Consider the following 24,537-nt stretch of genomic DNA (forward strand, 5'->3'; position numbering starts at 1 on the left):
GGCCCCGCCCACCGCGATCCGGTGGACGGGGCCGTGCGTCGTCGTGGGGTCAGTGCTCGGCGAAGGCGGCGGCCAGGCGGCGCAGGCCCTCCTCGATCTCCTCGGGGGAGTGGGTGGTGAAGGACATCCGCAGGGTGCGGGGGTCCGGCTCGGCGGCGTGGAACGGGGCGCCGGGGACGTAGGCCACGTCGTGCCGGACGGCGGTGGCGAGCAGCGCGGTGGCGTCGTAGCCCTCGGGCAGCGTGACCCAGAGGAACATGCCGCCCTCCGGCTCGTTCCAACTGCTGCCCGGGGGAAGGGTCTTGGGCAGCCCGGCGAGCAGTGCGTCGCGGCGCTCGCGGTAGGCCGCCTTGATCCGCTCCAGGTGGGCGTCCAGGTCGGCGTCGCGCAGGTACCGCGCGGCGGCGGCCTGGTCGATGGTGGAGGTGTGCAGGTCGGCCGACTGCTTGACCACCGTGCAGGCCCGGCGCAGCGCGGCCGGCGCCCGGAGGTACCCGAGGCGCAGGCCCGGTGCGAGCACCTTGGAGAAGGACCCCAGCAGTACGGTGCGGTCCTCGGCGCCGGGGAGGGAGGCGATCCACGGCTGCGGCTCGCCGTCGAACCGCAGCTCGCCGTACGGGTCGTCCTCGGCGATCCAGAAGCCGTACCGCCCGGCCAGCTCGGCGATCCGGCGGCGGCGCTCGGCGTGCAGGGTGCGGCCGGTGGGGTTCTGGAAGTTCGGCACCAGGTAGAGCAGCTTCGGCCGCTCGGCCGCCACCAGCTCCTCCAGCGCGTCCGGGAGCAGCCCCTCGTCGTCGGTCGGCACGGGCACGACCCGGGCCCCCGCGAAGGCGAAGGCCTGCAGCGCGGCGAGGTAGCACGGGTCCTCGACCAGCACCACGTCGCCGGGTTCGAGGAGCGCGGTGATCAGCAGCGTCAGCCCCTGCTGCGAGCCGGTGGTCACCACCAGATCGGACGCCTCGGTGGCCAGCCCACGCTTCGTCAGCCGCTCGGCGACCGCGGCCCGCAGGGCAGGGTCCCCCTCGGTGGTGGAGTACTGCAGGGCCTGCTCCGGCGTCTCCGCCAGCACCCGGTCGAACGCCGCCCGCAGCCCGGCCACGTCGAACAGCTCCGGGGCCGGCAGCCCGCCCGCGAACGACACCACCTCCGGACGGGCGGTCAGGGCGAGGATCTCCCGCACGGCGGAGGGCGCCACGGAGGCGGCCCGGCTGGCGAAGGGCGGCAGTTCGGCTCTGGTCATCCTCCGAGCCTACGAGTCGGCCCGGGGTGGATCGACCCCTTTCCACGGGTTGAGAACGGGGCGCGTGATCATCGCGGGAACCGGCGGCATTGACTGGGCGTCAGAAGGATTGCGGAAGTCGATGATTTCTGCAAAAGCGGATGATCAAGGCATTCTGCGCAAAGCTTCCCAGGTCGGTGCAATTTGCTGGCATGTTGTCAGATTGATATCAGGAATCGGAAGTTGGCTCTCAGGGGTCTGTCAGATTTGTCAAGAGTCGATCTTGGCTCGACAGATTCCAGGAGCTTTCCTTGCAACGTAGGTTCAAGGCCCCACGCGAGTTCGCGGGTGGGGTCTTCTCAGCACGTCGCGTGCGCCGAATAGCGGTGCTCGCCTCACTTGGGCTGCTGATCGAGACGGGGGTGGCGCTCGACGCGCTGAACTCCGCACCGGCAGTCGCAGCATCACCGTCCGCGCAGGCCGGGACGCCGAAGCCGTCCTCGACGGAGGCGCCTGACGCCGTGTCGGCGCTCCTCTCGGCCAAGCTGCAGGGCCACCGGGTCGAGGTGACCGGTGAGCGCAGCGAGACGTCCACGCTGTGGGCCAACCCGAACGGGACGCTGACGCAGGAGCGGTCGGTCGGTCCGATCCGCAAGCGGGTGGCCGAGGCCTGGGTCCCGGTCGACACCACGCTGGTGGAGACGGCGGACGGCAAGGTCGCGCCGAAGGTCCACCCGCAGGACGTGGTCTTCGCGGGCGGCGACGCCGGCGTGACGGTCGGGGACAAGCTCCCCGGCACGATCACCCCCACCCCCACCCCCACCCCGACCCCCGCGCCCTCGGCCGATGCTTCGCGGGCCTCGCGTGGCCTGGCCCGGGCCGCCGCGGTGGCGGCCGACCCGACTCCGGCGGCCGCCGATGCGGCCAAGCCGGCGGAGCGGGACCTGGTGAAGGTCGGCTCGGGTGACAAGCAGGTGGAGTTCGGCTGGCTGGGCAAGCTGCCCAAGCCGAGGCTGGACAAGAACAAGGCCACCTATGTGGACGCCCGGCCGGGGGTGGACCTCCTGCTGGAGGCGACCCGGTCAGGCTTCGAGCAGTACTTGATCGTCAAGGACCGCTCGGCCGTCTCGCAGGCGGGTACCCTGACGCTGCCGGTCGACACCACCGGCTACCAGGTGGCGCGGCAGTCGGACGGTGCGATCCACCTGTTGGGCGCCGACGGCAAGGCCGCCGTGAAGATTCCGGCGCCGGTGATGTGGGACGCCTCGGTCGAGGCCCTTTCCGGTGAGCACCTCAACCGCGCTCCCGTCGCGATGGAGCTGCGCGGTACGGGTGCTGACGCGGAGTTGGTCTTCACCCCGGACGCGGCATTCCTCGCGGACGCGAAGACGCAGTTCCCGGTGACGGTCGACCCGGCCGTGAGTGTCGAGGCGAACTTCGACACCTACGTCCACACGGGTGAGAACTTCGACAACTCCTCGTCCACGGAGTTGAAGATCGGGACGTACAACGGCGGGGCGACCAAGGCCCGTTCGTTCATCCACTTCCCCGGTGGCGACTTCAACGGCAAGCAGATCCTGGACGCCAAGCTGTACCTGGCGAACTTCCACTCTTCTTCCTGCGTTCCCAAGCAGTGGGAGGTCTGGACGTCCCAGTACGCCAACACCGGCAACCGGTGGGCCAACCAGCCGGGTCTGGGCTCCCGTTACGCGGTCTCGGACGAGACCCGTGACGTGGCGTGGGACAGCGGCGACACGCACACCTGCCTGGGCCCCGGCAACACCTACTGGGTGCAGGCCAACGTCACCAACCTCATCCGGGACTGGTCCGGGATGGGTGCGGGTACGTACGCGATGGGCATCAAGGCGGCGGACGAGAACGACTCCCTGAGCTGGAAGCGCTTCGAGTCCTCCGAGGGTGACCATCCGCCGTTCCTGGAGATCACCTACAACACGATCCCCAGCACCCCGGCGCTGGAGATCCGTCCCTCCCAGCAGGGCACCCCGCGCTACACCTCCTCCGCCACCCCGACCTTCGAGGTCCTGGCGCAGGACCCGGACGGCGGCAACGTCGGCGTGGACTTCGACCTCTACCGCGAGGGCGTATTCGTCAAGCGCGCGTACAAGGAGGGCCCCAACGGCACGGTCCAGAAGGCGGTTCCGTCCGACTTCGGTCTCGCGCGCCTGGACGAGGGCGTCTCCTACTCGATCGGCGCGCGCCTGTGGGACGGCCGGGCCAACTCGGGCTGGACGCCGACCGCCACGGTGATCGCCGACACGGTGGCGCCGGGCGCTCCGTTCGTGACCTCGTCCGCGTACCCGGCCGACGGTCTGTGGCACGGTGCCGCAGGGCAGGCGGGGACGTTCAGTTTCACCCCGGCAGGCGGCGTGACCGACCAGGTCGGTTACGTCTACACGGTGGACGGCGGCGCCTCGGTGACCGTCGACGGCACGGGTGCGGCCAACGCTGTCATCACCCCGGCCACCGACGGGTACCGGGTCCTGAAGGTGCAGAGCAAGGACCGTGCGGGCAACCTCTCGCCCCCGAACGTCTACACCTTCGCGGTCGGCACGGCCGGCCTGACCTCGCCGGTCAACGGCAGCCAGGCCGCGAAGCGCGTCAAGCTGTCGGTCGACGCGCAGACGCAGTACAAGCGCGTGGTCTACCAGTACCGCCGTGGCCCCGGTGCCACCGAGTACAACGTGCCGCTGGCGAACCTGGCCAAGGCCGACAACACCCCCGTCACCGACCCCAAGCCGCGGATGGCCGACCTCGGCCCGCACGCCAACTGGACGGTCGTCGACACCCTCGGCAACATCGGCGGCGTCGTCCAGGTCCGCGCCGTACTGTTCCCCGAGGACGGCTCCGGTACCGGCTACGCCACCTCGTGGAACACCATCACGGTGGACCAGAACGCCGACGGCGCCGCCTCTACCGAGGTCGGCCCCGGCTCCGTCAACCTCCTCACCGGTGACTTCACCACCGATGTCACCGACGCCAACGAGTTCGGTCTCTCGGTGGCGCGTTCGGCGTCGTCCAGGGGAGCGCAGCGCGGTTGGCAGGCTCAGGGTGAGCGGCTGGCGCTGAACCAGCGTCAGGTCGGCACCGGGACGGTCGGTTTCACGGCCGGCCACGGTTCGATCGAGCGCTCCACCGCGCGTGGTCACGACAGTTCGACGGACTCGCTGCTGGTCAAGGCCAGCACGACCGCCGGGCAGTGGGACTCCTTCGCGCAGCTGGACACCACGAGCATCGGGGTGAAGCCGGGCAAGACCTACCGCCTCAACGGCTGGATCTACGTCCCGGGTGCCACGGGTCTCAACTCGGCGGACTCGAACGTGGACGCCAAGCGGCGTGACCTGCGTCTGGTCGCCTTCTACATGGTCAACGGGGTGTGGCAGGAAGTCGCCTCGCCGCGCGCATCGTTCGTCGACGGCTGGCAGCAGCTGTCGGTGGACATCGCCTACCCGGGCAACACCCAGCAGGCGATGTTCCGCCTCTACAACGGCTCCACCAGCGGCTCCGGCAAGGAGGTCTACTTCGACGACCTGTCGCTGAAGGAGATCGTCGCCCCGTTCGGCCCGCAGTGGTCCGGCGGCCCCGACGCCGGTTCCGGCTCGGACTACCGCTCGCTGTCGTTCCCGCAGTCCGACCTGGTCGAGGTCAAGCAGAACGACGACTCGGTCCTGACCTTCGCCAAGGGCACCGATGGTGCGTTCTTCCCGGAGCCGGGCGCGGAGTCGCTGACCCTGACCCGCCAGGCGGCTGTCGCCGGTCAGATCACCACGCCGACCACCGGTCGCTGCCTCGACGTCTTCAACGGCAACACCGCCAGCGGCACTGCCGTCCAGACCTGGGACTGCAACGCCACCGCCGCGCAGCAGTGGACGCGTAACGACGACGGCTCGATCAGCGCGCTCGGCAAGTGCCTGGACGTCCCCAACGCATCGACCGCCGACTACGTCAAGCTCCAGCTCTGGGACTGCAACGGCACGTCCGCCCAGAAGTGGGAGGTCCGTGCCGACGGCACCCTGACCAACCCCAACTCGGGCAAGTGCCTGGACGCCCCGGACTCCGGTCAGCAGGGCACCCAGGTCACCCAGCACTTCTGCCACGGTGGCCTGAACCAGAAGTGGAACCCGGCCAGCGCGGGCAGCACCTACACCCTGAGCGACGTCGACGGCTCCGTCACCACCTTCGCGCGTGGCCAGGGGACGGACGTCTTCCAGGTCCAGAGCGAGACCGGCCCCGAAGCCGCCTCGACCACGCGCTACGTCTACGACGTCACCGACGGACGGGCGCTGCCCAAGCGGGCGATCGCCGCCGTCGAGCGGGGCGTTGACGACACCGGCAAGTGCGCGACGGCCACCCTGGCGCGCGGGTGTGAGGTGATGGACTACGAGTACGCCACCACCACGACCGCGGTCGCGGGCACCCCGGGTGACTTCACCGACCGGATCAAGTCCGTGAAGGTCTGGTCCTGGAATCCGACGACCAGTCAGCAGGAGGCCGTCGAGGTCACCCACTACGTCTACGACGAGCAGGGCCGCCTCGCCCAGGTCTGGGACCCGCGTCTGGCCACCCCACTCAAGACCTCGTACAGCTACGACGGTTCGGGCCGGGTCACCAGGATCACCCCGACCGGTGAGCTGCCCTGGTCCTTCGACTACGGCCGCGCCTCCGCGACCGACACCGACGCCGGGCGTCTGCTCAAGGTCCGTCGTGAGAGTCTCGCGCCCGGCACCAAGAGCACCGTCAACGGCGAGATCGCGACGAAGGTCGTCTACGAGGTCCCGCTGACTCCGGCGGCCGGTGGTCCGTACGACCTGTCCGGTACGACCGTGGGCACCTGGGGGCAGAAGGACGCGCCGACCGACGCCACCGCCGTATTCGGTCCCGAGGACGAGCCCGGCATCCACGCGGCCACGTCCGCGAGCCCGGGTACCGGCGGCTACAAGGCGGCCACCGTCCACTACCTCAACGCGTCCGGGCAGGAGGTCAACACCGCCACCCCGTCCGTGAACCCGGAGGGGGACATCGACACCTCCGAGTACGACCGGTACGGACACGTCGTCAGGACCCTTGAGGCGACGAACCGTTCCATCGCGCTCGGCAAGCACCCCGACACCGCCCGCTTCGAGGCCGAACTCGGCCTCCCCGCCGCCCCGGCGGACCGCGCGCAGCTGCTCGACTCCCGCACCACCTACACCCCCGATGGCCTCGACCTCGTCGAGACCCTCGGTCCGACGTACCGCGCCAAGCTCGCCGAGCCGGTCAACGGCGGCACGACCCCGGCCACGGTCACCTTCGAGGGCGAGGCCCTGCCCCGCCTCGGCGCCACCGCCACCGTCAAGACCCAGAGCGACGGCGGCTGGGTCGGCGGAGGCGGCTGGTCCGGCAACTCCCAGGTCATGCTCGTCGGCACCAAGACCGGCGACTACGCCTCGTTCCGGATCAGCGTCCCCGAGACCGGCCAGTACCTGCTGTCGGGCAAGCTGACCAAGTCCTACGACTACGGCACCGTCAGGTTCCTCATCGACGGCACCGCCGTCCCGGGCGCTTTCGACGGCTACGCCCCCATGCCCACCACCTCACCGTGGTCCGCAGGCGGCGCCCTCAACCTGGCCCGTGGTGACCACCAGCTCGACCTGGTCATCGACGGCGCCAACACGCTCGCTCAGTCGCCCTACTTCCAGGCCGGCATCGACACCGTCACCCTGACCAAGACCACCGTCAACCCCTCCCTGGAAGCGGGGACTTCGGTCCTGGTCCGCGACCACAACACCAACACCTACGACGAGGGCAAGCCCGACGGCCAGGCCTACCACCTGGTCACCACCTCCACCGACGGTGCCCGTCTAGACGGCTACACCAACGATGTCGACGTCCGGGTCACCAAGAACGGGTACGACACCCCGATCGGCGGCACCTCGGGCTGGGTCCTGAAGACCCCGACCTCGGTCACCACGGACGCGACCGGCGACAAGCTGACCGCGACCGTCAAGTACGACCCGTCGGGCCGCGCCTGGGAGTCGCGCAAGCCTGGTGCCTCGGGCACCGACGCCACGACCTCCAAGACCATCTTCTACATCGCCGGGCCCAACCCGGACGACCCGGCCTGCGGCAACCGTCCGGAGTGGGCGGGCAATCCGTGCGTCTCCTTCGCCGGTGGCCCGGTCGTCGGCGCGGACGCCAACCGGATGCCGACCACCCTGCCGGAGAAGCGGATCACCCGGTACTCCCGCTTCGGCGACGCCGAGGAGACCACGGAGACCAACGCCGGCAAGTCCCGCAAGACCGTCACCGTCTACGACGGTGCGGACCGGATCGTCTCCACCGAGATCACCGGTGACGACGGCTACCCGGTCCCCGCGGTCACCACCGAGTACGACCCGGCGACGGGTGACGCGGTGAAGACCACGGCCGGCGGCAAGTCGCTGTCCCGCACGATGGACGCCCTCGGGCGCTTGATCTCGTACACGGACGCAGACGGCGGCACGACCACCACGGAGTACGACAAGTTCGGCAAGCCGACCAAGGTCTCCGACCCGACCGGCTCCACCACCTACACCTACGACCGGGCCAAGGAACCCCGGGGCATGGTGACTTCGGTCAACGACAGCCTCGCGGGTGAGTTCACCGCCAAGTACGGCTCCGACGGCCAGCTGGTCGAGCAGAGCTACCCCGGCGGCATCGTCCGCAAGGACAGCTTCAACGCCGTCGGCGCGGCCACCAGCCGTACCTACACCCGGACTTCGGACAACAAGGACGTCTGGTCCCAGAGCATCGACGTCACCACCCAGGGTGCCGTCGCCAAGGACACCAGCTCCACCTACACCAAGTCCTACACCTACGACCGGGTCGGCCACCTCACCAAGGCCGAGCACTCCTCCGTCAACACCGGTTGCGTGACGCGTCAGTACTCCTTCGACGCCCACTCCAACCGGACCAAGAAGGCCACCTCGCAGACCGGCAACGCCAGTTCCTGCAGCACGGCCAACGCGGTGGAGGAGAACCATACCTACGACAGCGCCGACCGGATCACCGACCCGGGCTTCGCCTACGACGCCTTCGGCCGGACCATCGAGACCAACACCGGTACCGGCGTCGGCTACTACATCAACGACCGGGTCGCGGCCCAGCAGAAGGGCGACACCAAGCAGCAGTGGCAGCTTGACCCCGCCCACCGCATCGCCGGTTTCACCACGGCCAAGAAGCAGGCGGACGGCTCCTGGGCCAACGCCACCTCCAAGCTCAACCACTACGGCGACGACTCCGACGAAGTCCGCTGGACCATCGAGGACACCACCCAGGGCACCCTGACCCGCAACGTCTCGGGCCCCGACGCGGACCTCGTCGCCACCACCTCCAAGACCGGAGACCTCCAGCTCCAACTCACCAACCTGTTCGGCTCGGTGGTCCTCACCACCGACACCGCCCTCACCACCCCCGTCGCCCTGGACTTCGACGAGTTCGGCGTCCCGCTGCAGGGCCAGGCGGGTGTCCGCTACGGCTGGCTGGGCGGCAAGCAGCGCTCCGCCGAGGCGATGGACGGCGACATCCTGATGGGTGCCCGTCTCTACAGCACGACCCTCGGCCGCTTCCTCCAGGTCGACCCGATGCCGGGCGGCAACGCCAGCCCGTACGACTACTGCACCGGCGACCCGGTCAACTGCACCGACCTGGACGGCAACTGGGGCTTCTCCTTCAAGAAGGTCCTCAACGTCGTCGCCAAGGTGGCGGAGGTCGCGTCCTACATCCCGGGCCCGATCGGCGCGGTGGCGGCGGCGGTCTCGTCCGTCTCCTACGCGGCGACGGGCAACTGGGGCAAGGCCGCCGAGATGGCGGTCACCGCGGCGGCAGGATTGGTTGGCGCCAACACGGCGGTCAAGGCGTCCTTCGCCGCCGTGAAGGCCACCAGGGCCGCGAGGGCTGTCGGACGCGCGGCGGGCGGGGTGAAGACCGCCTACCGGGCATCCGCGAACGCGGCCAAGAGGGTCCTCGGCGGGTGCAACTCGTTCGCTCCGGACACTCCCGTGGCCATGGCGGACGGCTCACACCTGCCGATCAGTGAGGTGCGGGTCGGGGATCAGGTGCTTGCCACTGATCCGGTGACCGGAGATACCAGTGCCAGGCCGGTGCTCGACGTCATCGTCGGCTACGGAACCAAGCACCTCGTCCAGATCGAGACTGACCTCGACGGCGACACGGCACCTCTGATCTCCACGGCGGAACACCCGCTCTGGGTCGCCGGACGTGGCTGGACGAACGCCGGCAAGGTGGAAGCCGGGGACTCCCTGGTCTCGCTCGACGGTCCGCGAAGCACCGTGGCCAAGGTCATCGATCTCGGATACGTGGCTGACCAGCTCGTCTTCAACCTCAACGTCGGTGACGTCCACACCTACCTGGTGGCGATCGGCTCCGCGGACATCGTCGTCCACAACAGCAGCTGCAGCATCAAGTCCCGCGACTGGTCCGGGCACATTTTCCCGCGCCATATTTCCCGCAACACATTCCGCGGGAAGAGCAAGTTCCTCGGGGACCGTGCCGAGGTTCGTAGGCTTGTCCACGACACCGTACGGACCGGTACCAAGAAGAAGGCCACGCTCGGCCGTCCCGGGCACGTCTACGAGAAGAAGTACGGCGACAACGTCGGAATCCAAGGCAAGAGGGGCAAGAAGCGGGTCCGGGTGGTCGTGGTCAGAGGAAGGGTGATCACCGCTTATCCGTTCTAATTGAATCGGGGGGTGCGCAGAGGATCTCTTCTCTGCGCACCCCCTTTTCGTGATATTCTCACGGTGGGTGCCACCCTGCTGTCAGGGGTGGTCGAAATTACCGAAGATCCTCTGAGTGGTGCGAATGTCGATTGAAATTGCCATGACTGTCGGTGGTAATCCGCTGGGATCTCACAGGAGCAGGCCCCAGGATGTTGGCCTGACTGATCTGACCTACCGATTTCCGCTCGGGGACGTGTCTGTGAGGTCCGGGGGCGTGGAGTTCAAGGCGGTCCGGGTTCCGGTTTTTGACTTTGCTCGCGCCATGCCGCTCCTGCTGGCCGACCTCCGGGAGTCGGGCGATGTCGAGTTCGATTTCACCGACGGAGAGGGGAGTATGTTCTTCGCCGTTCGAGGGGAAGTCGTCGTGGTAACCTCCGACTTCGCCGAAGGGGTAATCGAGTCCAGTTTCTCCGAGCTCTCCACGGCCGTGCGAACGGCAGGACTCGAGTTCATCGACCACGTCCGGGAGTCCTCTCCGCATGTTCTCGCGAACGTGCATTTCAAGGCACTCCGTGCCTCATTGCTCGCGATGGGGGTGTGACACGCGCCCGGGTGGTTCCTGATCGGGTCAGCCGCGGGGGAGGACCAGGGACTGGACGTCGGGGAGGGTGCGCCAGTCGCTGGTGGTGATGGAGGCGTGGGCGGCGGCGAGTTGGGTGACGCGGGCACGGGCCTGGTCGGCCGTCGGGGTGGTGGCGGAGATGGCGGGGGCGACGTTGTGGGCGTCGGTCATGACCAGGAGGTAGTGGTTGCGGTCGTACCAGGAGAGGTCGGCGCCGTTGGTGAGGTAGGCGGCGGCGTCCCCGTCGAAGACGGCGAACCAGGGGCGGATGGTGGTGTCGGAGTACTTGGTGCGGGGGTCACCGGTGGCGGCGCCGTGGACGGCGGGGAAGACCTGGGCCTGGGCGATGCGGCCGGCGGCGGCCAGGTCGCGGAGGTACCGGGCGTACTCGACGTCGGTGTGCAGGGTGTCGAAGGGGTTCTGTTCCTCGACGGTGCCCGGGATGACGTGGAGAAGGACCCGGCCGGCCAGGGCGGCGCGGGGCGGCCAGGCGCCGGCCTTGGCGGCGGCGTCGAGCGAGGGGTGCGCGCCGAGCAGGTCGGCGGGGCGGAAGACGGCGGAGCCGAGGTGGGCGGCGATCAGGGCGTCGAGCTGGGCCGGGCCCATGCCGCGGTTGGCGGCGAAGCCGCCCTTGAGTTCGAGCTTGACGACCAGGGGGCCGGAGGTGGGGTGGGCGCCCAGCCAGAGGCGGATGTCGTCGAGGCAGTGCTCGAGGTTCTTGTTGCCGGAGCCGGTGTAGAGCTGGGCGGCGGAGGTGGCGGCCACGCAGTTGTTGGCGTTGCCGAGCGGGTTGGAGTGGCTGACCTTCCACTCGGTGGTGACGGTGTCGGTCCAGGCGTCCAGCTCGATCAGCGAGGTGCCGGTGTCCAGGGCCTTGGCCAGGTAGGGGAAGGCGGCCGGGTCGTAGGTGTTGTGGATGCCGACGGTGGTGGCGCCGATGAAGGGCAGCGGACCGGCCGGGGCGGCGGAGGCCGGGGCGTGCGGCAGGACGGCGAGGGAGGCGGCGGCGAGCAGGGCGGCGGCGGTCCGACGGAGGGTCAAGGGTCTCTCCTGGCAGCGGGGTTGAGGACGGCTCAGGGTGGACCATCAGAGTGGACGCGCGGTGACATGACAAGGAAATTGGCAGGAACCGTACGCCACGTGCGGCCTTGACCCCGTCATGCCACTGCCCCCACCATCGTGCTGGCGCGCGCCGCAGCTCCTCCCTCCATTCCGTCCTACCGGACCCCCACAGGAGGACAGTCATGCGACTGCCCCGTCGCGGAAAGCCCGCCGTGGCTGCTGCCGCGCTGCTCGCGCTCGCCCTGGCCGTGCCGCTCGGCACCGAGGCCAGCGCCAAACCCGTTGCGCCGAACGAGAGTTCGGTGGCGGACGAGACCATCACCCAGTACGCCGTCGACGGCCCGAGCACGGTGGCCGACCGGACTGCCATCGCGGCCACCGGGGTGTCGATCGACGAGGTGGACGCCCGCTCGGTGGTGGTCTCGGCCACCCGTGGCGAGGCGGCCCGACTGCGCACCATGGGCTGGAAGTTGACCGCCCTTCCGGGCCAGGAGAGCCAGCAGCTCCCGGGCGCGAAGGACATCACGATCAACGACTTCCCGAGCAAGGACTCGATGTACCACAACTACGCCGAGGCGACGGCGGAGATCAACGCGATCGTGGCCAAGTACCCGGCCATCATGAGCAAGCAGGTGATCGGCAAGTCCTACGAGGGCCGCGACCTGTTCGCCATCAAGATCAGCGACAACGTGGGCACCGACGAGGCCGAGCCGGAGGTGCTGTTCACCGCCCACCAGCACGCCCGCGAGCACCTCACCGTCGAGATGGCGCTCTACCTGATGCACGAGTTCGGCGACAAGTACGCCACCGACAGCCGGATCGCGGGCGTGGTGAACAGCCGTGAGATCTGGATCGTGCCGGACGTCAACCCGGACGGCGGCGAGTACGACATCGCCACCGGCAGCTACCGCAGCTGGCGCAAGAACCGCCAGCCCAACTCCGGCTCCAGCAACGTCGGTACCGACCAGAACCGCAACTGGAACTACAAGTGGGGCTGCTGCGGCGGCAGTTCGAGCTCCACCTCCAGCGAGACCTACCGCGGCAGCGCGGCCGAGTCCGCCAAGGAGGTGAAGGTGGTCTCCGACTTCGTGCGCAGCCGGATCGTCGGCGGCAAGCAGCAGATCACCGCGGCCATCGACTTCCACACCTACAGCGAGCTGGTGCTCTGGCCGTTCGGCTGGACGTACAACGACACCGCGCCGGGCATGACCGCGGACGAGCGCAACACCTTCGCCACCCTCGGGAAGACCATGGCCGCCAGCAACGGCTACACCCCCGAGCAGTCCAGCGACCTCTACATCACCGACGGGACCATTGACGACTGGCTGTGGGGCTCGCAGCGGGTCTTCGCCTACACCTTCGAGATGTACCCGACCGGCAGCGGGGGCGGCGGCTTCTACCCGCCGGACGAGGTCATCACCCGGGAGACCAGCCGCAACCGGGACGCCGTGCTCAAGCTGCTGGAGACGGCGGACTGCATGTACCGGGTGATCGGCAAGCAGCAGCAGTACTGCGGCATCGCGTCGTGACGACTGCGCCCTGAGTTCGTTCCGCCGGCCGGGCCCGCCCGGGTCCCGGCCGGCGGGGCGTCAGGGGGTGGCGTCCACCCGGGAGTTGATGAGGCGCAGGGCCGCCTCGGAGGGCGAGCCCGGTTCGGCGGTGTAGACGATCAGGGACTGGTCCGGGTCGTCCGGGAGCAGCAGGCACTCGTAGGCGAGGGTGAACTCCCCGGCCGCCGGGTGGCGCAGGTGGTAGCCGCCGTGGCTCTTCTCCCGCACCTCCTGGGCCTCCCAGTGCCGGCGGAAGTCGGCGCTCTCGGCGGAGATCCGGGTCAGGAAGTCGTGGAACTCCGGGTCGCACTGGTGCCGCCCGAGGTCCATCCGCAGCTGGGCGACCAGGTCGGCCGCCTTGCGCTCCCAGTTGACGTACCGCTCACGGACCACGGGGTGGCAGAAGGCCAGCCAGGTCTTGTTGCGCTGGGCCGGCGGGAGGGCGTCGAGGTCGACGGTGAGCAGCGCGGCGAAGAGCTCGTTCCAGGCCAGGATGTCGGTGCGGCGGCCGAGCACGAAGGCCGGGGTGTCCGCCATCGAGTCGAGGAGCCTGCGCATGCCGGGGCGGACCTGCTGCGCGGGGCGGGCGCCGGTGTGGTCGGGGCGGACCAGGTGCAGCAGGTGCTGGCGCTCGAACTGGTCGAGGCGGAGCGCGGTGGCGACCGCGTCGATCACGGTGTCGGAGACGTTCTCGGCACGGCCCTGCTCGAAGCGGACGTAGTAGTCGACCGAGACCCCGGCCAGCTGGGCCAGCTCCTCGCGGCGTAGGCCGGGCACGCGGCGGCGCTCGCCGTACTGGCGCAGGCCGGCGTCCTCGGGCTTGATCCGCGCCCGTCGGGAGCGCAGGAAGGTGCCTATCTCAGCTCGGTTGCCCATGCACACGATCCTACGGCGGCGCGGATGGTGGTTCTGGCAGACCTAGGTTGGGTGGTTCCCAGGTCGAACGGGGTGCTGGGTGAGGGTGGGGCGCGGCGGGCAGCATGGTGGGTGTCAGCAGGTCAGTCACCATGGAGGGTCCAACCCGATGAGCATCACCACCGTCCCCGCGTACGCCGCCCCCGCCCCGAAGGCCCCGCTGGAGCGGACCACGGTGCCGCGTCGCCCGGTCGGCGAGCACGACGTCCTGATCGAGATCAAGTACGCGGGCATCTGCCACTCCGACATCCACCAGGTCAACGAGGACTGGGGCCAGGCCCCGTTCCCGATGGTGCCCGGCCACGAGATCGCCGGGATCGTCGCCGAGGTCGGCCCCGGCGTCACCCGGTACGCGGTCGGCGACCGGGTCGGCGTCGGCTGCTTCGTGGACTCCTGCCGCGAGTGCGCCAACTGCCTGGCCGGGCAGGAGCAGTACTGCCTCAAGGGCATGAGCGCGACCTACCCGGTCAGCTCCGACGGGCAGCCCGCCTACGGCGGCTACAGCAGCCACATCGTGGTGGACGAGAACTACGCGCTGCGCATCCCGGAGGGCATCGACCTGGCCGAGGCCGCCCCGCTGCTGTGCGCCGGCATCACCCTCTACTCCCCGCTCAAGCACTGGCAGGCGGGCCCGGGCAAGAAGGTCGCGATCGTCGGCCTCGGCGGGCTCGGCCACATGGGCGTGAAGATCGCCCACGCGCTCGGTGCCGAGGTCACCGTGCTCAGCCAGAGCCTGCGCAAGAAGGCGGACAGCCTGCGGCTCGGCGCCACCGACCACCGGGCCACCTCCGACCCGGCCACCTTCGCCGAACTGGCGGGCACCTTCGACCTGGTGGTGAGCACCGTCTCGGCCGTGCTGCCCTTCGACGACTACCTGGGCCTGCTGAAGACCGACGGCACCCTGGTGAACGTCGGCGCCCCGGCCGACCCGATCTCGCTCAACCTCTTCTCGCTGATCGGCGGCCGCCGCTCGCTGGCCGGTTCGATGATCGGCGGCATAGCGGAGACCCAGGAGATGCTGGACTTCTGCGCCGAGCACGGGCTGGGCGCCGAGATCGAGGTGATCTCGGTGGAGCAGGTCAACGAGGCGTACGCCCGGGTGCTGGCCGGTGACGTGCGGTACCGCTTCGTCATCGACACCGCGACGTTCTGATCCCTCCGGTGGTGCTGACCGTGGTGGTCCGCTACCAGGCAGGGGAGGGTCAACAGGACCTGCTGCGCACCGAGTTGGAGGCGCTGCTGGAACCGGCGGCGGAGTGGCCCGGCTGTCTGGCGTACGAGCTCTACGCCGACCCGAACCGCCCGGAGCGGATGGTGGTCTTCGAGGAGTGGAGCTGCCTGGACGACTGGGAGCGGTACCGCCGCTGGTCGGCCGGGCGGACGGCCGGGCTGCTGGCCCGCCCGGCCACCGTCCGGCTCCAGTACGGGGGCGGGTACGGGGGCGGGTACGTGGGCGGTGACGGGCTCATTTGAGCAGGCGGGAGAGGCGGCGGTCGGCCAGCACCCGGCCGCCGGTCTGGCAGGCGGGGCAGTACTGGAGCGAGGAGTCCGCGAAGTTGACGGACCGTACGGTGTCGCCGCAGCGCGGGCAGCGTTCGCCGGCCCGGCCGTGCACCGCCATCCCGGCCCGCTTCTCCGCCTTGAGCGCGTCGGCGGTGGTCTCGTGCGCCCGGGCCACCGCCGTGCCGAGGGTTTCGCGGACGGCGGTGTGCAGGGCGGTGAGCTGCTCGGGGGTGAGGGTGGAGGCCAGGGCGTAGGGGGAGAGCAGGGCCGCGTGCAGGATCTCGTCGGAGTAGGCGTTGCCGATGCCGGCCAGCACGGTCTGGTCGGTGAGGAAGGTCTTCAGGCGGTGCCGCTGGCCGGCCGCCAGCTCGGCGAGGCGCTGCTCGGTGAACTCCGGCCCGAGCGGATCGGTGCCCAGCCGGGCCACGCCGGGCACCAGCTGAGGGTCCGTCACCACGTACGCGGCCAGCCGCTTGGTCGTGCCCTGCTCCGTGACGTCGAAGCCGGAGCCGTCGTCCAGCACGATCCGCAGCGCGAGCGGTCCCCGGCCCGGCCGCCCGCCGCCGGCGCCCGGCTTCGGCGGCGGGAAGGACGCGCGGTGCCGGATCCAGCCGGCCCGGGCCAGGTGCAGCACCAGGTGCGGCCCGTCCCCGGCCAGCAGGTCCAGGAACTTCCCGTGCCGTCCGACGGAGGTGACGGCCTGTCCGTGCAGCGCGGTGACCGGCGGGTCGAAGGTCTTCAGCACCTGGACGGACAGCACCTCCACCCGCTCGACGGTGCGCCCCGCCGAGAGCTCCGCGATCCGCTCGGCCAGCGCCTGCACTTCCGGCAATTCGGGCATACAGCCCAGCTTAGGGGCTGCCGGGAACCCCCGCTGATCCGTCGTCAGGCGTGCGGCAGGGCGCGGGCCAGGCGGGTAATGCCCTCGGTGACGGCGGTGGGGTGGGGGGCGGCGCCGTAGGAGAGGCGGAGGTGCGGGGCCGGGGCTTCGGCGGGGAAGTAGGGGCGGCCGGGGGTGAGGGCGACGCCCTCGCGGCGGGCGGCGGCGGCGAGTTCGCGGTCGTCGGTGCCATCGGGGAGGCGGAGCCAGAGGTGGTAGCCGCCGCGCGGGAGCGGGTCGGGGAGGAGGTCGGGGAGGTGGTGGGCCAGCGCGGTGGCGGCGGTCTGGCGGCGTTCGGCGAGGGCGGTGGAGACGGTGCGCAGCTGGCGGGCCCAGGCGGGGGAGCCGACCAGCTCGAGGGCGGTCTCCTGGAGCGGGCGGGAGACGAAGAAGGAGTCCACCGCCTGGACGGCGCGCAGCCGTTCGAAGGCGGGGCCGCGCGCGGTGAGGGCGCCGACCCGCAGGCTGGCGGAGGTGATCTTGGTGAGCGAGCGGACGTGCACCACCACACCGTCCGGGTCGTCGGCGGCCAGCGGCGGGGCGGGTGGCGGTGCGTCGGCGTGCACCAGCATCCGGGCGAAGTCGTCCTCCACCACGAAGGCCCCGGCGGACCGGGCGATCCGCAGGACCTCGGCCCGCCGGTCGGCGGCCAGTACCGCGCCGGTCGGGTTGTGGAAGAGCGGCTGGCAGACGAAGACCCGGGCCCCGCTCGCGGCGAAGGCCTCGGCCAGCAGCTCCGGCCGGACGCCGTCCCGGTCCACCGGCACCGGCACCGTCCGCAGCCCGGCGGCCCGGGCGGCGGCCAGGGTGCCGGGGTAGCCGGGCGATTCGATCAGGACGGGGGCGCCGGGGGCGACCAGGGAGCGCAGGGCGGTGGAGAGCGCGCCCTGGCCGCCGGCGGTGATCAGGACGTCCGAGGCGTGCAGGGTGCCGTCCGGGCCGCCGATCTCGCGGGCGAACCACTCGCGCAGCTCGGTCAGCCCCTCCACCGGCGGCCGGCCCCAGGCGCCGGGGCGGCGGCCGGCCCGGGCCAGGGCGGCAGCCAGGGCCCGTTCGGGCTGGAGGGAGGGGTGCAGGTAGCCGCTGTTGAGGTCGATCACCTCGGGCGGCTGGACGGCGAGCGAGGTGAGCACGCCGGTGGCGTCGGCGCGGCGGTCCGGGCCGGGGGAGGGCTCGGCGGAGAGCGCGACCTCCTGCCAGGAGACGTCCCGGCGTTCGGCGGTGGCGGCGGCGCGGGTGGCGGCCCGGAAGACCCCGGCGCCGGGGCGGCTGACCACCAGGCCCTCGGCGGCCAGCGTGGCGATGGCCCGGGAGACGGTCACCGGGCTCACCTGGTGACGGTCGATCAGGGCCCGGCTGGACGGCAGCTTCTCACCCGGAGAGTAGCGCTCCAGCTCCTTGCGGAGGCTGGCGGCCAGTTCGCTGACGCTGCTACGCTCGTGCATGAGAGCACACGATAGCGCTATTCAGTCGAGCACGATAGCGGTCAGCACCACCGGTGCCAGCACCACCGCCGCCACCACCGGGGCGAGCGGCACCGTCCGGGCGGCCCTGGGCGTGGTCTGCTTCTCGCTCAGCTTCCCGGCCACCGTCTGGGCCCTGGACGGCTTCGGCCCCTGGACCTCCACCGGTCTGCGCGGCCTGCTGGCCGCCGTGCTGGCCGCCGTCTGCCTCAAGGCCGGCCGGGTCCCGCTGCCCGCCCGCCGGCACTGGCCCGGGCTGGTCGCGGTGGCGCTCGGCTGTGTGCTCGGCTTCCCGCTGCTGACCACGCTGGCGCTGCAGACCTCCTCCACCGCGCACACCGCCGTGGTGGTCGGCCTGCTGCCGCTGGCCACGGCCACCGTGGCGGCGCTGCGCTCGCGCACCCGGCTCTCCCGCACCTTCTGGGGCGCGGCCCTGGGCGGCGCGGCGGTGGTGCTGGCGTTCACCCTCCAGCAGAGCGGTGGCGCGTTCAGCCTGGCGGACCTGTACCTGGCCGGGGCGCTGCTGGTCTGCGCGATCGGCTACGCGGAGGGCGGCCGGCTGGCCAAGGAGATGCCGGGCTGGCAGGTGATCGGCTGGGGCGTGGTGGCGGCCGCCCCGCTGACGGCCGTGGTCACCGTGCTCGCCCTGCCGGCCGAACCGGTCCACCTGACGCTCCGTGCGCTGACCGGGCTGGCGTACGTCGCCGCGGTCTCGCAGTTCGGCGGCTTCGTGCTCTGGTACCGGGGCATGGCCCAGATCGGCATCCCCCGGGCGAGCCAACTCCAGCTCGCCCAGCCCCTGTTGACCCTGTTCTGGGCCGTCCTGCTGCTCTCCGAGCCGCTCCCGCTGGCCGCCCCGCTCACCGCGGTGGGCGTGCTGGCCTGCATCGCGATCACCCAGCGGGCGCGCACGAAGGGGTAGTTGGGGGCCGGAGAGCACCCTCGCGGGGGTGGGGTGACGCAGGGCAGGACGGGCCGCCGGTGAGGGCGGGCCCGTCCTGAGCGGGTGTCAGGTGCGGCGGGGCGTCAGTTGATGCCGGCCGCGGCGCAGGCCGCCGCGTGCTCCGGGTCGCAGATGTCCTCGCGCTTGTAGAGGCCGCCCGCGACGACGGTCTCGGCGATCTTCGCCTTGGTGACCACGACCGGGGTGAGCAGCATCGAGGGGATCTGCTCGCCGCCGCTCTCGGTCACCGAGCTGGCCACGCCGGTGATGTCGATGCCGTTGAGCAGGTAGACCGCGATGGAGGCGGCGGTGTCGGCCTCCGGCTTGTACGGCTTGTAGATGGTGTAGGTCTGCTCGCCCGTCAGCAGGCGGCGGATCGCCTCGACCGAGGCGTCCTGGCCGCCGACCGGCACGTTCTTCACACCGGCCGCCTTGAGCTGCGCGATGATCGCGGTGGCCATGCCGTCGTTGGCGGAGTAGACGGCCTGGAAGCCGTCCTTGCCGAGCGAGGTGATCGCCTCGGTGGTCTTCTGGGCGGCCACCTCCGGCTTCCACTCGCCGGACTGCTCGTAGCCGATCTTCTTGACCTTGGCGTCCAGCACCTTGTGCGCCCCGGCCTTGAAGCTCGCGGCGTTCGGGTCGGTCTCGGAGCCGTTGATCATCACCACCGTGGCCTGCGCGGCCCTCGGCCCGAGCGCGTCCACCAGGGCCTGGCCCTGGAGCTCGCCGGTCCGGGTGTTGTCGAAGGAGACGTAGGCGGAGACCTTGCCGGCCGCCAGCCGGTCGTACGCGACCACCTTGACGCCGCGCTTGGCGGCCTCGGCCACCCACGGGCCGGTGCCCTGGGCGTTCACCGGGTCGAGCAGCACCACCTTGACACCCTTGGCCAGCAGCGCGTCGAACTGCTGCTTCTGCACCGTCTCGTCGCCGTCCGCGTTGGCGTAGTCCACCACGCACTTGGTGCACAGGCCCGCGATCGCCGACTCGATGAGCGGCTTGTCGAAGGCCTCGTACCGGGTGGACGAGGAGCGCTCGGGCAGCAGCAGGCCGATGGTCTTGTTGCCGGCCGAGCCGGCCCCCTTGCCGTCCTGGCCGCAGGCGGCCAGCGTCAGCGCCGTCGACAGCGCGATCATGCCGACGAGAGTGCGACGCAGTGGTGCGTTCATGGTGGGTGGTGCCTCCCTGACTGCCTGCCGCAGCGTCGCGGCAGTGCGGAGGGAGTCAAGCCTTTAAGCCGACTTGCCGTCAATAATTAAACCCTACGAAACGGTGTGCTGCGCCAATCGTTATGGACTCGAAGGCAGTCGCCCGATTGGTCGGTATATGCCAAGGGCCCGCCTTCACCTTGAGAAGGTGGGCGGGCCCGGGGCGGGCTGACAGGACGTCAGCGTTCGGTGCGCACCACCAGCACGACGGCGGCCACCACGATCGCGCCGCCCAGCACGACGGGCAGGGTGAGCGGCTCGGCCAGGACCAGCCAGCCGAGCAGCACGGCCACCACCGGGTTGACGTAGGCGTAGGTGGCGACCAGCGGCAGTGGGGCGGCCTGGAGCAGCCAGGCGTAGGCGGTGAAGGCGACGACCGAGCCGAACACGACCAGGAAGGCCAGGCCCAGCCAGGAGGCGGTGGAGACCTCGGCCGGGTGGAAGCGCTGCGGCTCGCCCTTGACCAGCGAGACCGCCAGGCAGCCGAGACCGCCAGCGATCATCTCGTAGGCGCTGGTGGCGAAGACGTCGGCCGGCATGGTGAGGCGCTTGGCGAGGAACGAACCGCCGGCCCAGGAGAGCGTGGCCAGCAGGATCAGCGCCACGCCCAGCGGCTTCACGTCGCCGCTCAGTCCGGAGCTGGAGAGCACCGCCAGGCCGGCCAGGCCGAGCAGCACGCCGGCGACGGTGGTCCAGGCCGGGCGGTGCCCGGAGACCCACCGGGCCAGCACCAGCCAGAGCGGCACCACGGCGATGATCAGCGCCGTCAGCCCGGAGGGCACGTCCCGCTCGGCCAGCACCACCATGCCGTTGCCGCCGAGCAGCAGCATCAGGCCGACCAGGGCGGCGGAGCCCAGCTGACGGGGCGTCACGCGGAGCGCGGCCGTGCCGCTCCTCGCCGCCACCAGGGCGAGCAGCAGCAGGCCGGCGGGTATGAAGCGCGCGGTCGCGGAGAGGAACGGGGGCATGGTCTCGACCACCACCCGGATGGCCAGGTAGGTCGAGCCCCAGACCACGTAGACCACCGCGAGGGCGGCCCAGACGGCGGGGGTGATGGTGCGCAGGGGGGAGACGGCGTCGAGAGGGGCGGGGGACGTTCTGGCGGAGTGCGCGGATTGCTGGGGCGCGGCGGTCATGAGCCTCTCCTGGATTTGGTGCTGTCGGCCGACATGGCACCACACCCCGTGCCACCTGCGCGAGTTCGTTTGCTGCCAACCTCGGACGAGTTGCTGCCAGCCCGCCCACCGGGCGGTCGGGTGCGCCGAGTGGCTGACGCCGTCGGTGGGGCTGGGCGCGGGGGCGGGGCCCGAGTGGTAGTCATGGGACCGGTCCGGCGGGAGGAGGGCGGGGTGGAGTGGGTCGCGGCACCCGAGTACTGGCTCGGGCGGCTGGCCTTCCAACGGCTGGTCGCCGCCGTATACCTGCTCGGGTTCGTGGCCGCCGCACGGCAGTTCCGCGCGCTGATCGGCGAGCACGGCATGCTCCCGGTGCCGCGCTTCACCGCCAGGACCGGCTGGCGCCGGGCACCCAGCCTGTTCCAGTTCCACTACTCGGACCGGGCGTTCGCCCTCGCCGCCCGGACCGGCGCCGTCCTCGCCGCCGCCGTACTGGCCGGCGCCGCCGACCACCTCCCGCTCGGGGCCGCGCTGCTGCTCTGGGCGGTGCTCTGGCTGCTCTACCTCTCGATCGTCAACGTCGGGCAGGCCTGGTACTCCTTCGGCTGGGAGTCCCTGCTGCTGGAGGCCGGCGTGCTCGCCGCCTTCCTCGGCAACGACCGCGTGGCCCCTCCGCTCCCGGTGCTGCTGCTGGCCCGCTGGCTGCTGTTCCGGGTCGAGTTCGGCGCCGGGCTGATCAAACTGCGCGGGGACAGCTGCTGGCGCGACCTCACCTGCCTGCGCTACCACCACGAGACCCAGCCGATGCCGGGCCCGCTCAGCTGGTTCTTCCACCACCTGCCCGCGCCGCTGCACCGGGTCGAGGCCGCCGCCAACCACCTCGTGCAACTCGCCGTCCCGGTCGGCCTGTTCCTGCCCCAGCCGGTGGCCGGGGTCTGCGCCGCACTGATCGTCGTCACCCAGCTCTGGCTGGTGCTCTCCGGCAACTTCGCCTGGCTCAACTGGCTCACCATCGCCATCGCCTGCACCGCCGTCCCGGCCACGCCGCACCCCCGGCCCGCCGGCCCGGACTGGTGGTTGGGCCTGGTCGCCGCGTACACCCTGCTGGTCCTGGTGCTGAGTTACCGCCCCGCCCGCAACCTGCTCTCGCACCGTCAGGTGATGAACCGTTCGTTCGACCGGCTCCACCTGGTGAACGCCTACGGGGCGTTCGGCTCCGTCAACCGGATCCGCTTCGAGGTGGTGGTCGAGGGAACGGACCAGCTCCTGCCCGGGCCGGGGACGGCCTGGCGGGAGTACGGCTTCCACGGCAAGCCCGGCGACCCGCGGCGGATGCCGCGTCAGTTCGCGCCCTACCACCTGCGGCTGGACTGGCTGATGTGGTTCGCCGGGATCTCCCCGGCGTACGCCCGGCCCTGGTTCACCCCCTTCGTGCACCGCCTGCTGGCCGCCGACCGGGACACCCTGCGGCTTCTCCGGCACGACCCCTTCGCGGGCGCGCCCCCGGCGTACGTCCGTGCCCGGCTGTACCGTTACCGCTTCACCGACCCGCGGACCCTGCGCGACACCGGGGCCTGGTGGGAGCGCACCCTGGTCCGCGAGTACCTCCCTCCGGTCGCCCTCGCGGACTTCCCTCCGGTGCGCGGCGATCCGCACTGAACCCGCACGACTTCCGCGCGTCTCCAGTACCTCGCCCGCCGCGCCACAACGCCAAGGGCCGGGTTGCGTGCGGGGCTCGAACGCCCACCCGTATCCTGGCGTCCACACCGGACGCCCGCACCCTCGTCCGTGCCGGCGGAGACCGCCGCCGCCACCGCCCTGTCCGCCCAGCCACGAACCGGAACTCCACACATGACCGTGAACTTCCTGAACGACGCCGACCACCCGGCGGTGGACACCTCCCCCTCCGCGACCGCCGCGCCCTCCGGCGAGGCCCGCGAGGACCTCGGCCGCTACGCCGAGCTCGGTGGCCTCTCGCTCGCCGCCGACACCAACCCCTGGGTCTCGGCCGCGGAGACCGTCCGCACCCCCGAGGACGCCCGCGCGGGCTCCACCGCGCTGGCCGAACTGCGCAGCCACGACCTGCTCGCCACCCGGGACGCCCTGGCCGAGCTGCTCGGCTCCGCGGCCACCCCCGCCAACCTGGCCGAGCTGGCCAGGCTCACCGCCATCCTCCAGAGCGCGCACGGCACTTCGGCCACGCTGCGCCCCGAGGTCTACGACACCGACCTGGACGCGCTCGCCGCCGCGCTGGCCCCCTGGCGGCAGCGCGGCGAGCAGAGCGTCAAGCTCGGCTGGGGCCGCCGGCGCGCGCTCCGCGCCCAGGCCAAGAAGCTCGCCGTGGACGGCCGCGCCCGCCGGGCCGACCTGCTCGACGCCGTCCGGTCCGCCGCCGCCACCCAGGACGAGTGGGCCGCCGCCGGAGCCGTCGGCCGCCCGGCCCCGGTCGCCGACCCGGCCCGGCTGACCACCCTCACCCAGACCGTCGAGGAGCTCGGCCAGGCCGCCCGGGCGCTCGGCGCCCTGCTCCCCGACTACGCGCTGGACGCCCTCCCGCTGGGCGAACTCGCCGACCTGGTCGACCGCTTGGCCGCCGACGAGGGCACCCTCTACCGGCTGCCCGCGCTCCGTGCCCTGCGCGCCGCGCTGCTCGCGGCCGAGCCGGAACTGGTCGACCTGCTGGGCGAGCTGGCGGACCGTCAGGCCGACCGGGACGCGGCGCTCGCGGCGTACGACCGGCTGCACGGCACGGCGACCGAGGCGGAGGCCATCCAGGTCCTCGCTGCCGGGCCCCGCGAGGCGGAGCCGGAGGTCGAGCCCGTCGCCGAGGTCGAGCCTGAGGTCGAGCCCGTCGCCGAGGTGGAGCCTGAGGTCGAGCCCGTCGCCGAGGTCGAGCCTGAGGTCGAGCCCGTCGCCGAGGTCGAGCCCGAGGTCGTTGCGGAGGTCGAACTCGAGCCCGTGGCCGAGGAGCTGACGGAGGTCGAGCCCGAGGTCGAGGTCGAGCCTGCTGCGGAGCCGGTCGTCGCCGAGGTCGAGCCCGTCGCCGAGGAGCTGACGGAGGTCGAGCCCGAGGTCGAGCCGGAGCCCGTCGTGGCCGAGCCCGTCGCCCCCGCGAAGAAGGTGCGGCGTCCGAAGAAGCCCGAGGTCACCGCCGGCCGCGCCGTGACCGCCTACGAGCCGGCCGAACTGGTCGCCCTGGTGCGGTGGTTGGACAGCGACGGCACCGACCGCACGGAGGACGAGCTGCTCCGCGCCGCCGTCAAGGAGCTCGGCTTCTCCCGGGTCGGGCCGCGCCTGAAGGAGGCGCTGGCCCCGGCCGTCGCCGAGGCCCGCTCCTGACCCG

General features: G+C 71.4%; 15 protein-coding genes. 8 read left to right on the top strand and 7 right to left on the bottom strand.

The window, feature by feature from the left end; all coding sequences use genetic code 11:
* Positions 1-49: 49 nt before the first annotated feature.
* Entirely contained in the window at positions 50-1,240 is a 1,191-nt protein-coding gene (locus tag ACZ6ZR_RS12910) for an aminotransferase-like domain-containing protein (protein ID WP_465642130.1), read from the bottom strand.
* A gap of 500 nt (positions 1,241-1,740) precedes the next feature.
* Here ACZ6ZR_RS12910 and ACZ6ZR_RS12915 point away from each other — a divergent pair, with 500 nt between their 5' ends.
* Entirely contained in the window at positions 1,741-9,954 is an 8,214-nt protein-coding gene (locus ACZ6ZR_RS12915) for a ricin-type beta-trefoil lectin domain protein (protein WP_465642131.1), read from the top strand.
* Between the two features lie 256 nt (positions 9,955-10,210).
* A complete protein-coding gene (locus tag ACZ6ZR_RS12920; protein WP_465642132.1) occupies positions 10,211-10,537 on the top strand; it encodes a hypothetical protein in 327 nt (108 codons plus the stop codon).
* A gap of 27 nt (positions 10,538-10,564) precedes the next feature.
* Here the strand turns inward: ACZ6ZR_RS12920 and ACZ6ZR_RS12925 are convergent, their stop codons facing one another.
* The gene (locus ACZ6ZR_RS12925; protein WP_465642133.1) at positions 10,565-11,599 is read right to left on the bottom strand and encodes a phosphatidylinositol-specific phospholipase C domain-containing protein; all 1,035 of its coding nucleotides are present in this window, start codon (positions 11,597-11,599) and stop codon (positions 10,565-10,567) included.
* A gap of 203 nt (positions 11,600-11,802) precedes the next feature.
* Between ACZ6ZR_RS12925 and ACZ6ZR_RS12930 the strand changes: the two genes are divergently transcribed.
* A complete protein-coding gene (locus tag ACZ6ZR_RS12930; RefSeq protein WP_465642134.1) occupies positions 11,803-13,149 on the top strand; it encodes a M14 family metallopeptidase in 1,347 nt (448 codons plus the stop codon).
* Between the two features lie 60 nt (positions 13,150-13,209).
* On the opposite strand, the gene ACZ6ZR_RS12935 is transcribed toward ACZ6ZR_RS12930, so the two are convergent.
* Positions 13,210-14,046: a helix-turn-helix transcriptional regulator gene (locus tag ACZ6ZR_RS12935; RefSeq protein WP_465642135.1), complete on the bottom strand. Its 837-nt coding sequence runs from the start codon at positions 14,044-14,046 to the stop codon at positions 13,210-13,212.
* A gap of 154 nt (positions 14,047-14,200) precedes the next feature.
* Between ACZ6ZR_RS12935 and ACZ6ZR_RS12940 the strand changes: the two genes are divergently transcribed.
* Positions 14,201-15,238: an NAD(P)-dependent alcohol dehydrogenase gene (locus ACZ6ZR_RS12940; protein ID WP_465642157.1), complete on the top strand. Its 1,038-nt coding sequence runs from the start codon at positions 14,201-14,203 to the stop codon at positions 15,236-15,238.
* Positions 15,239-15,246: 8 nt separating this feature from the next.
* Positions 15,247-15,558 carry a putative quinol monooxygenase gene (locus ACZ6ZR_RS12945; RefSeq protein ID WP_465642136.1) on the top strand — a complete coding sequence of 104 codons (312 nt, stop codon included), beginning with the start codon at positions 15,247-15,249 and terminating at the stop codon, positions 15,556-15,558.
* On the opposite strand, the gene ACZ6ZR_RS12950 is transcribed toward ACZ6ZR_RS12945, so the two are convergent.
* Together ACZ6ZR_RS12950 and ACZ6ZR_RS12955 are read right to left on the bottom strand one after the other, a co-directional pair.
* Positions 15,551-16,429 carry an Fpg/Nei family DNA glycosylase gene (locus ACZ6ZR_RS12950; protein ID WP_465642137.1) on the bottom strand — a complete coding sequence of 293 codons (879 nt, stop codon included), beginning with the start codon at positions 16,427-16,429 and terminating at the stop codon, positions 15,551-15,553. The genes ACZ6ZR_RS12945 and ACZ6ZR_RS12950 overlap by 8 nt on opposite strands.
* Positions 16,430-16,473: 44 nt before the next feature.
* Entirely contained in the window at positions 16,474-17,913 is a 1,440-nt protein-coding gene (locus ACZ6ZR_RS12955) for an aminotransferase-like domain-containing protein (RefSeq protein ID WP_465642138.1), read from the bottom strand.
* Between ACZ6ZR_RS12955 and ACZ6ZR_RS12960 the strand changes: the two genes are divergently transcribed.
* Complete coding sequence (locus ACZ6ZR_RS12960) at positions 17,912-18,853, top strand: DMT family transporter (protein WP_465642139.1); 942 nt, start codon at positions 17,912-17,914, stop codon at positions 18,851-18,853. The genes ACZ6ZR_RS12955 and ACZ6ZR_RS12960 overlap by 2 nt on opposite strands.
* Positions 18,854-18,957: 104 nt before the next feature.
* On the opposite strand, the gene ACZ6ZR_RS12965 is transcribed toward ACZ6ZR_RS12960, so the two are convergent.
* Both ACZ6ZR_RS12965 and ACZ6ZR_RS12970 read right to left on the bottom strand, forming a co-directional pair.
* The gene (locus ACZ6ZR_RS12965; protein WP_465642140.1) at positions 18,958-20,040 is read right to left on the bottom strand and encodes a sugar ABC transporter substrate-binding protein; all 1,083 of its coding nucleotides are present in this window, start codon (positions 20,038-20,040) and stop codon (positions 18,958-18,960) included.
* Between the two features lie 218 nt (positions 20,041-20,258).
* A complete protein-coding gene (locus ACZ6ZR_RS12970; protein WP_465642141.1) occupies positions 20,259-21,215 on the bottom strand; it encodes an EamA family transporter in 957 nt (318 codons plus the stop codon).
* 213 nt (positions 21,216-21,428) lie between these two features.
* Here ACZ6ZR_RS12970 and ACZ6ZR_RS12975 point away from each other — a divergent pair, with 213 nt between their 5' ends.
* The gene (locus ACZ6ZR_RS12975; RefSeq protein WP_465642158.1) at positions 21,429-22,853 is read left to right on the top strand and encodes a lipase maturation factor family protein; all 1,425 of its coding nucleotides are present in this window, start codon (positions 21,429-21,431) and stop codon (positions 22,851-22,853) included.
* A gap of 192 nt (positions 22,854-23,045) precedes the next feature.
* Complete coding sequence (locus ACZ6ZR_RS12980) at positions 23,046-24,533, top strand: hypothetical protein (protein ID WP_465642142.1); 1,488 nt, start codon at positions 23,046-23,048, stop codon at positions 24,531-24,533.
* Positions 24,534-24,537: the final 4 nt, after the last annotated feature.

The sequence above is a fragment of the Kitasatospora sp. NPDC088742 genome (genome assembly GCF_055584905.1).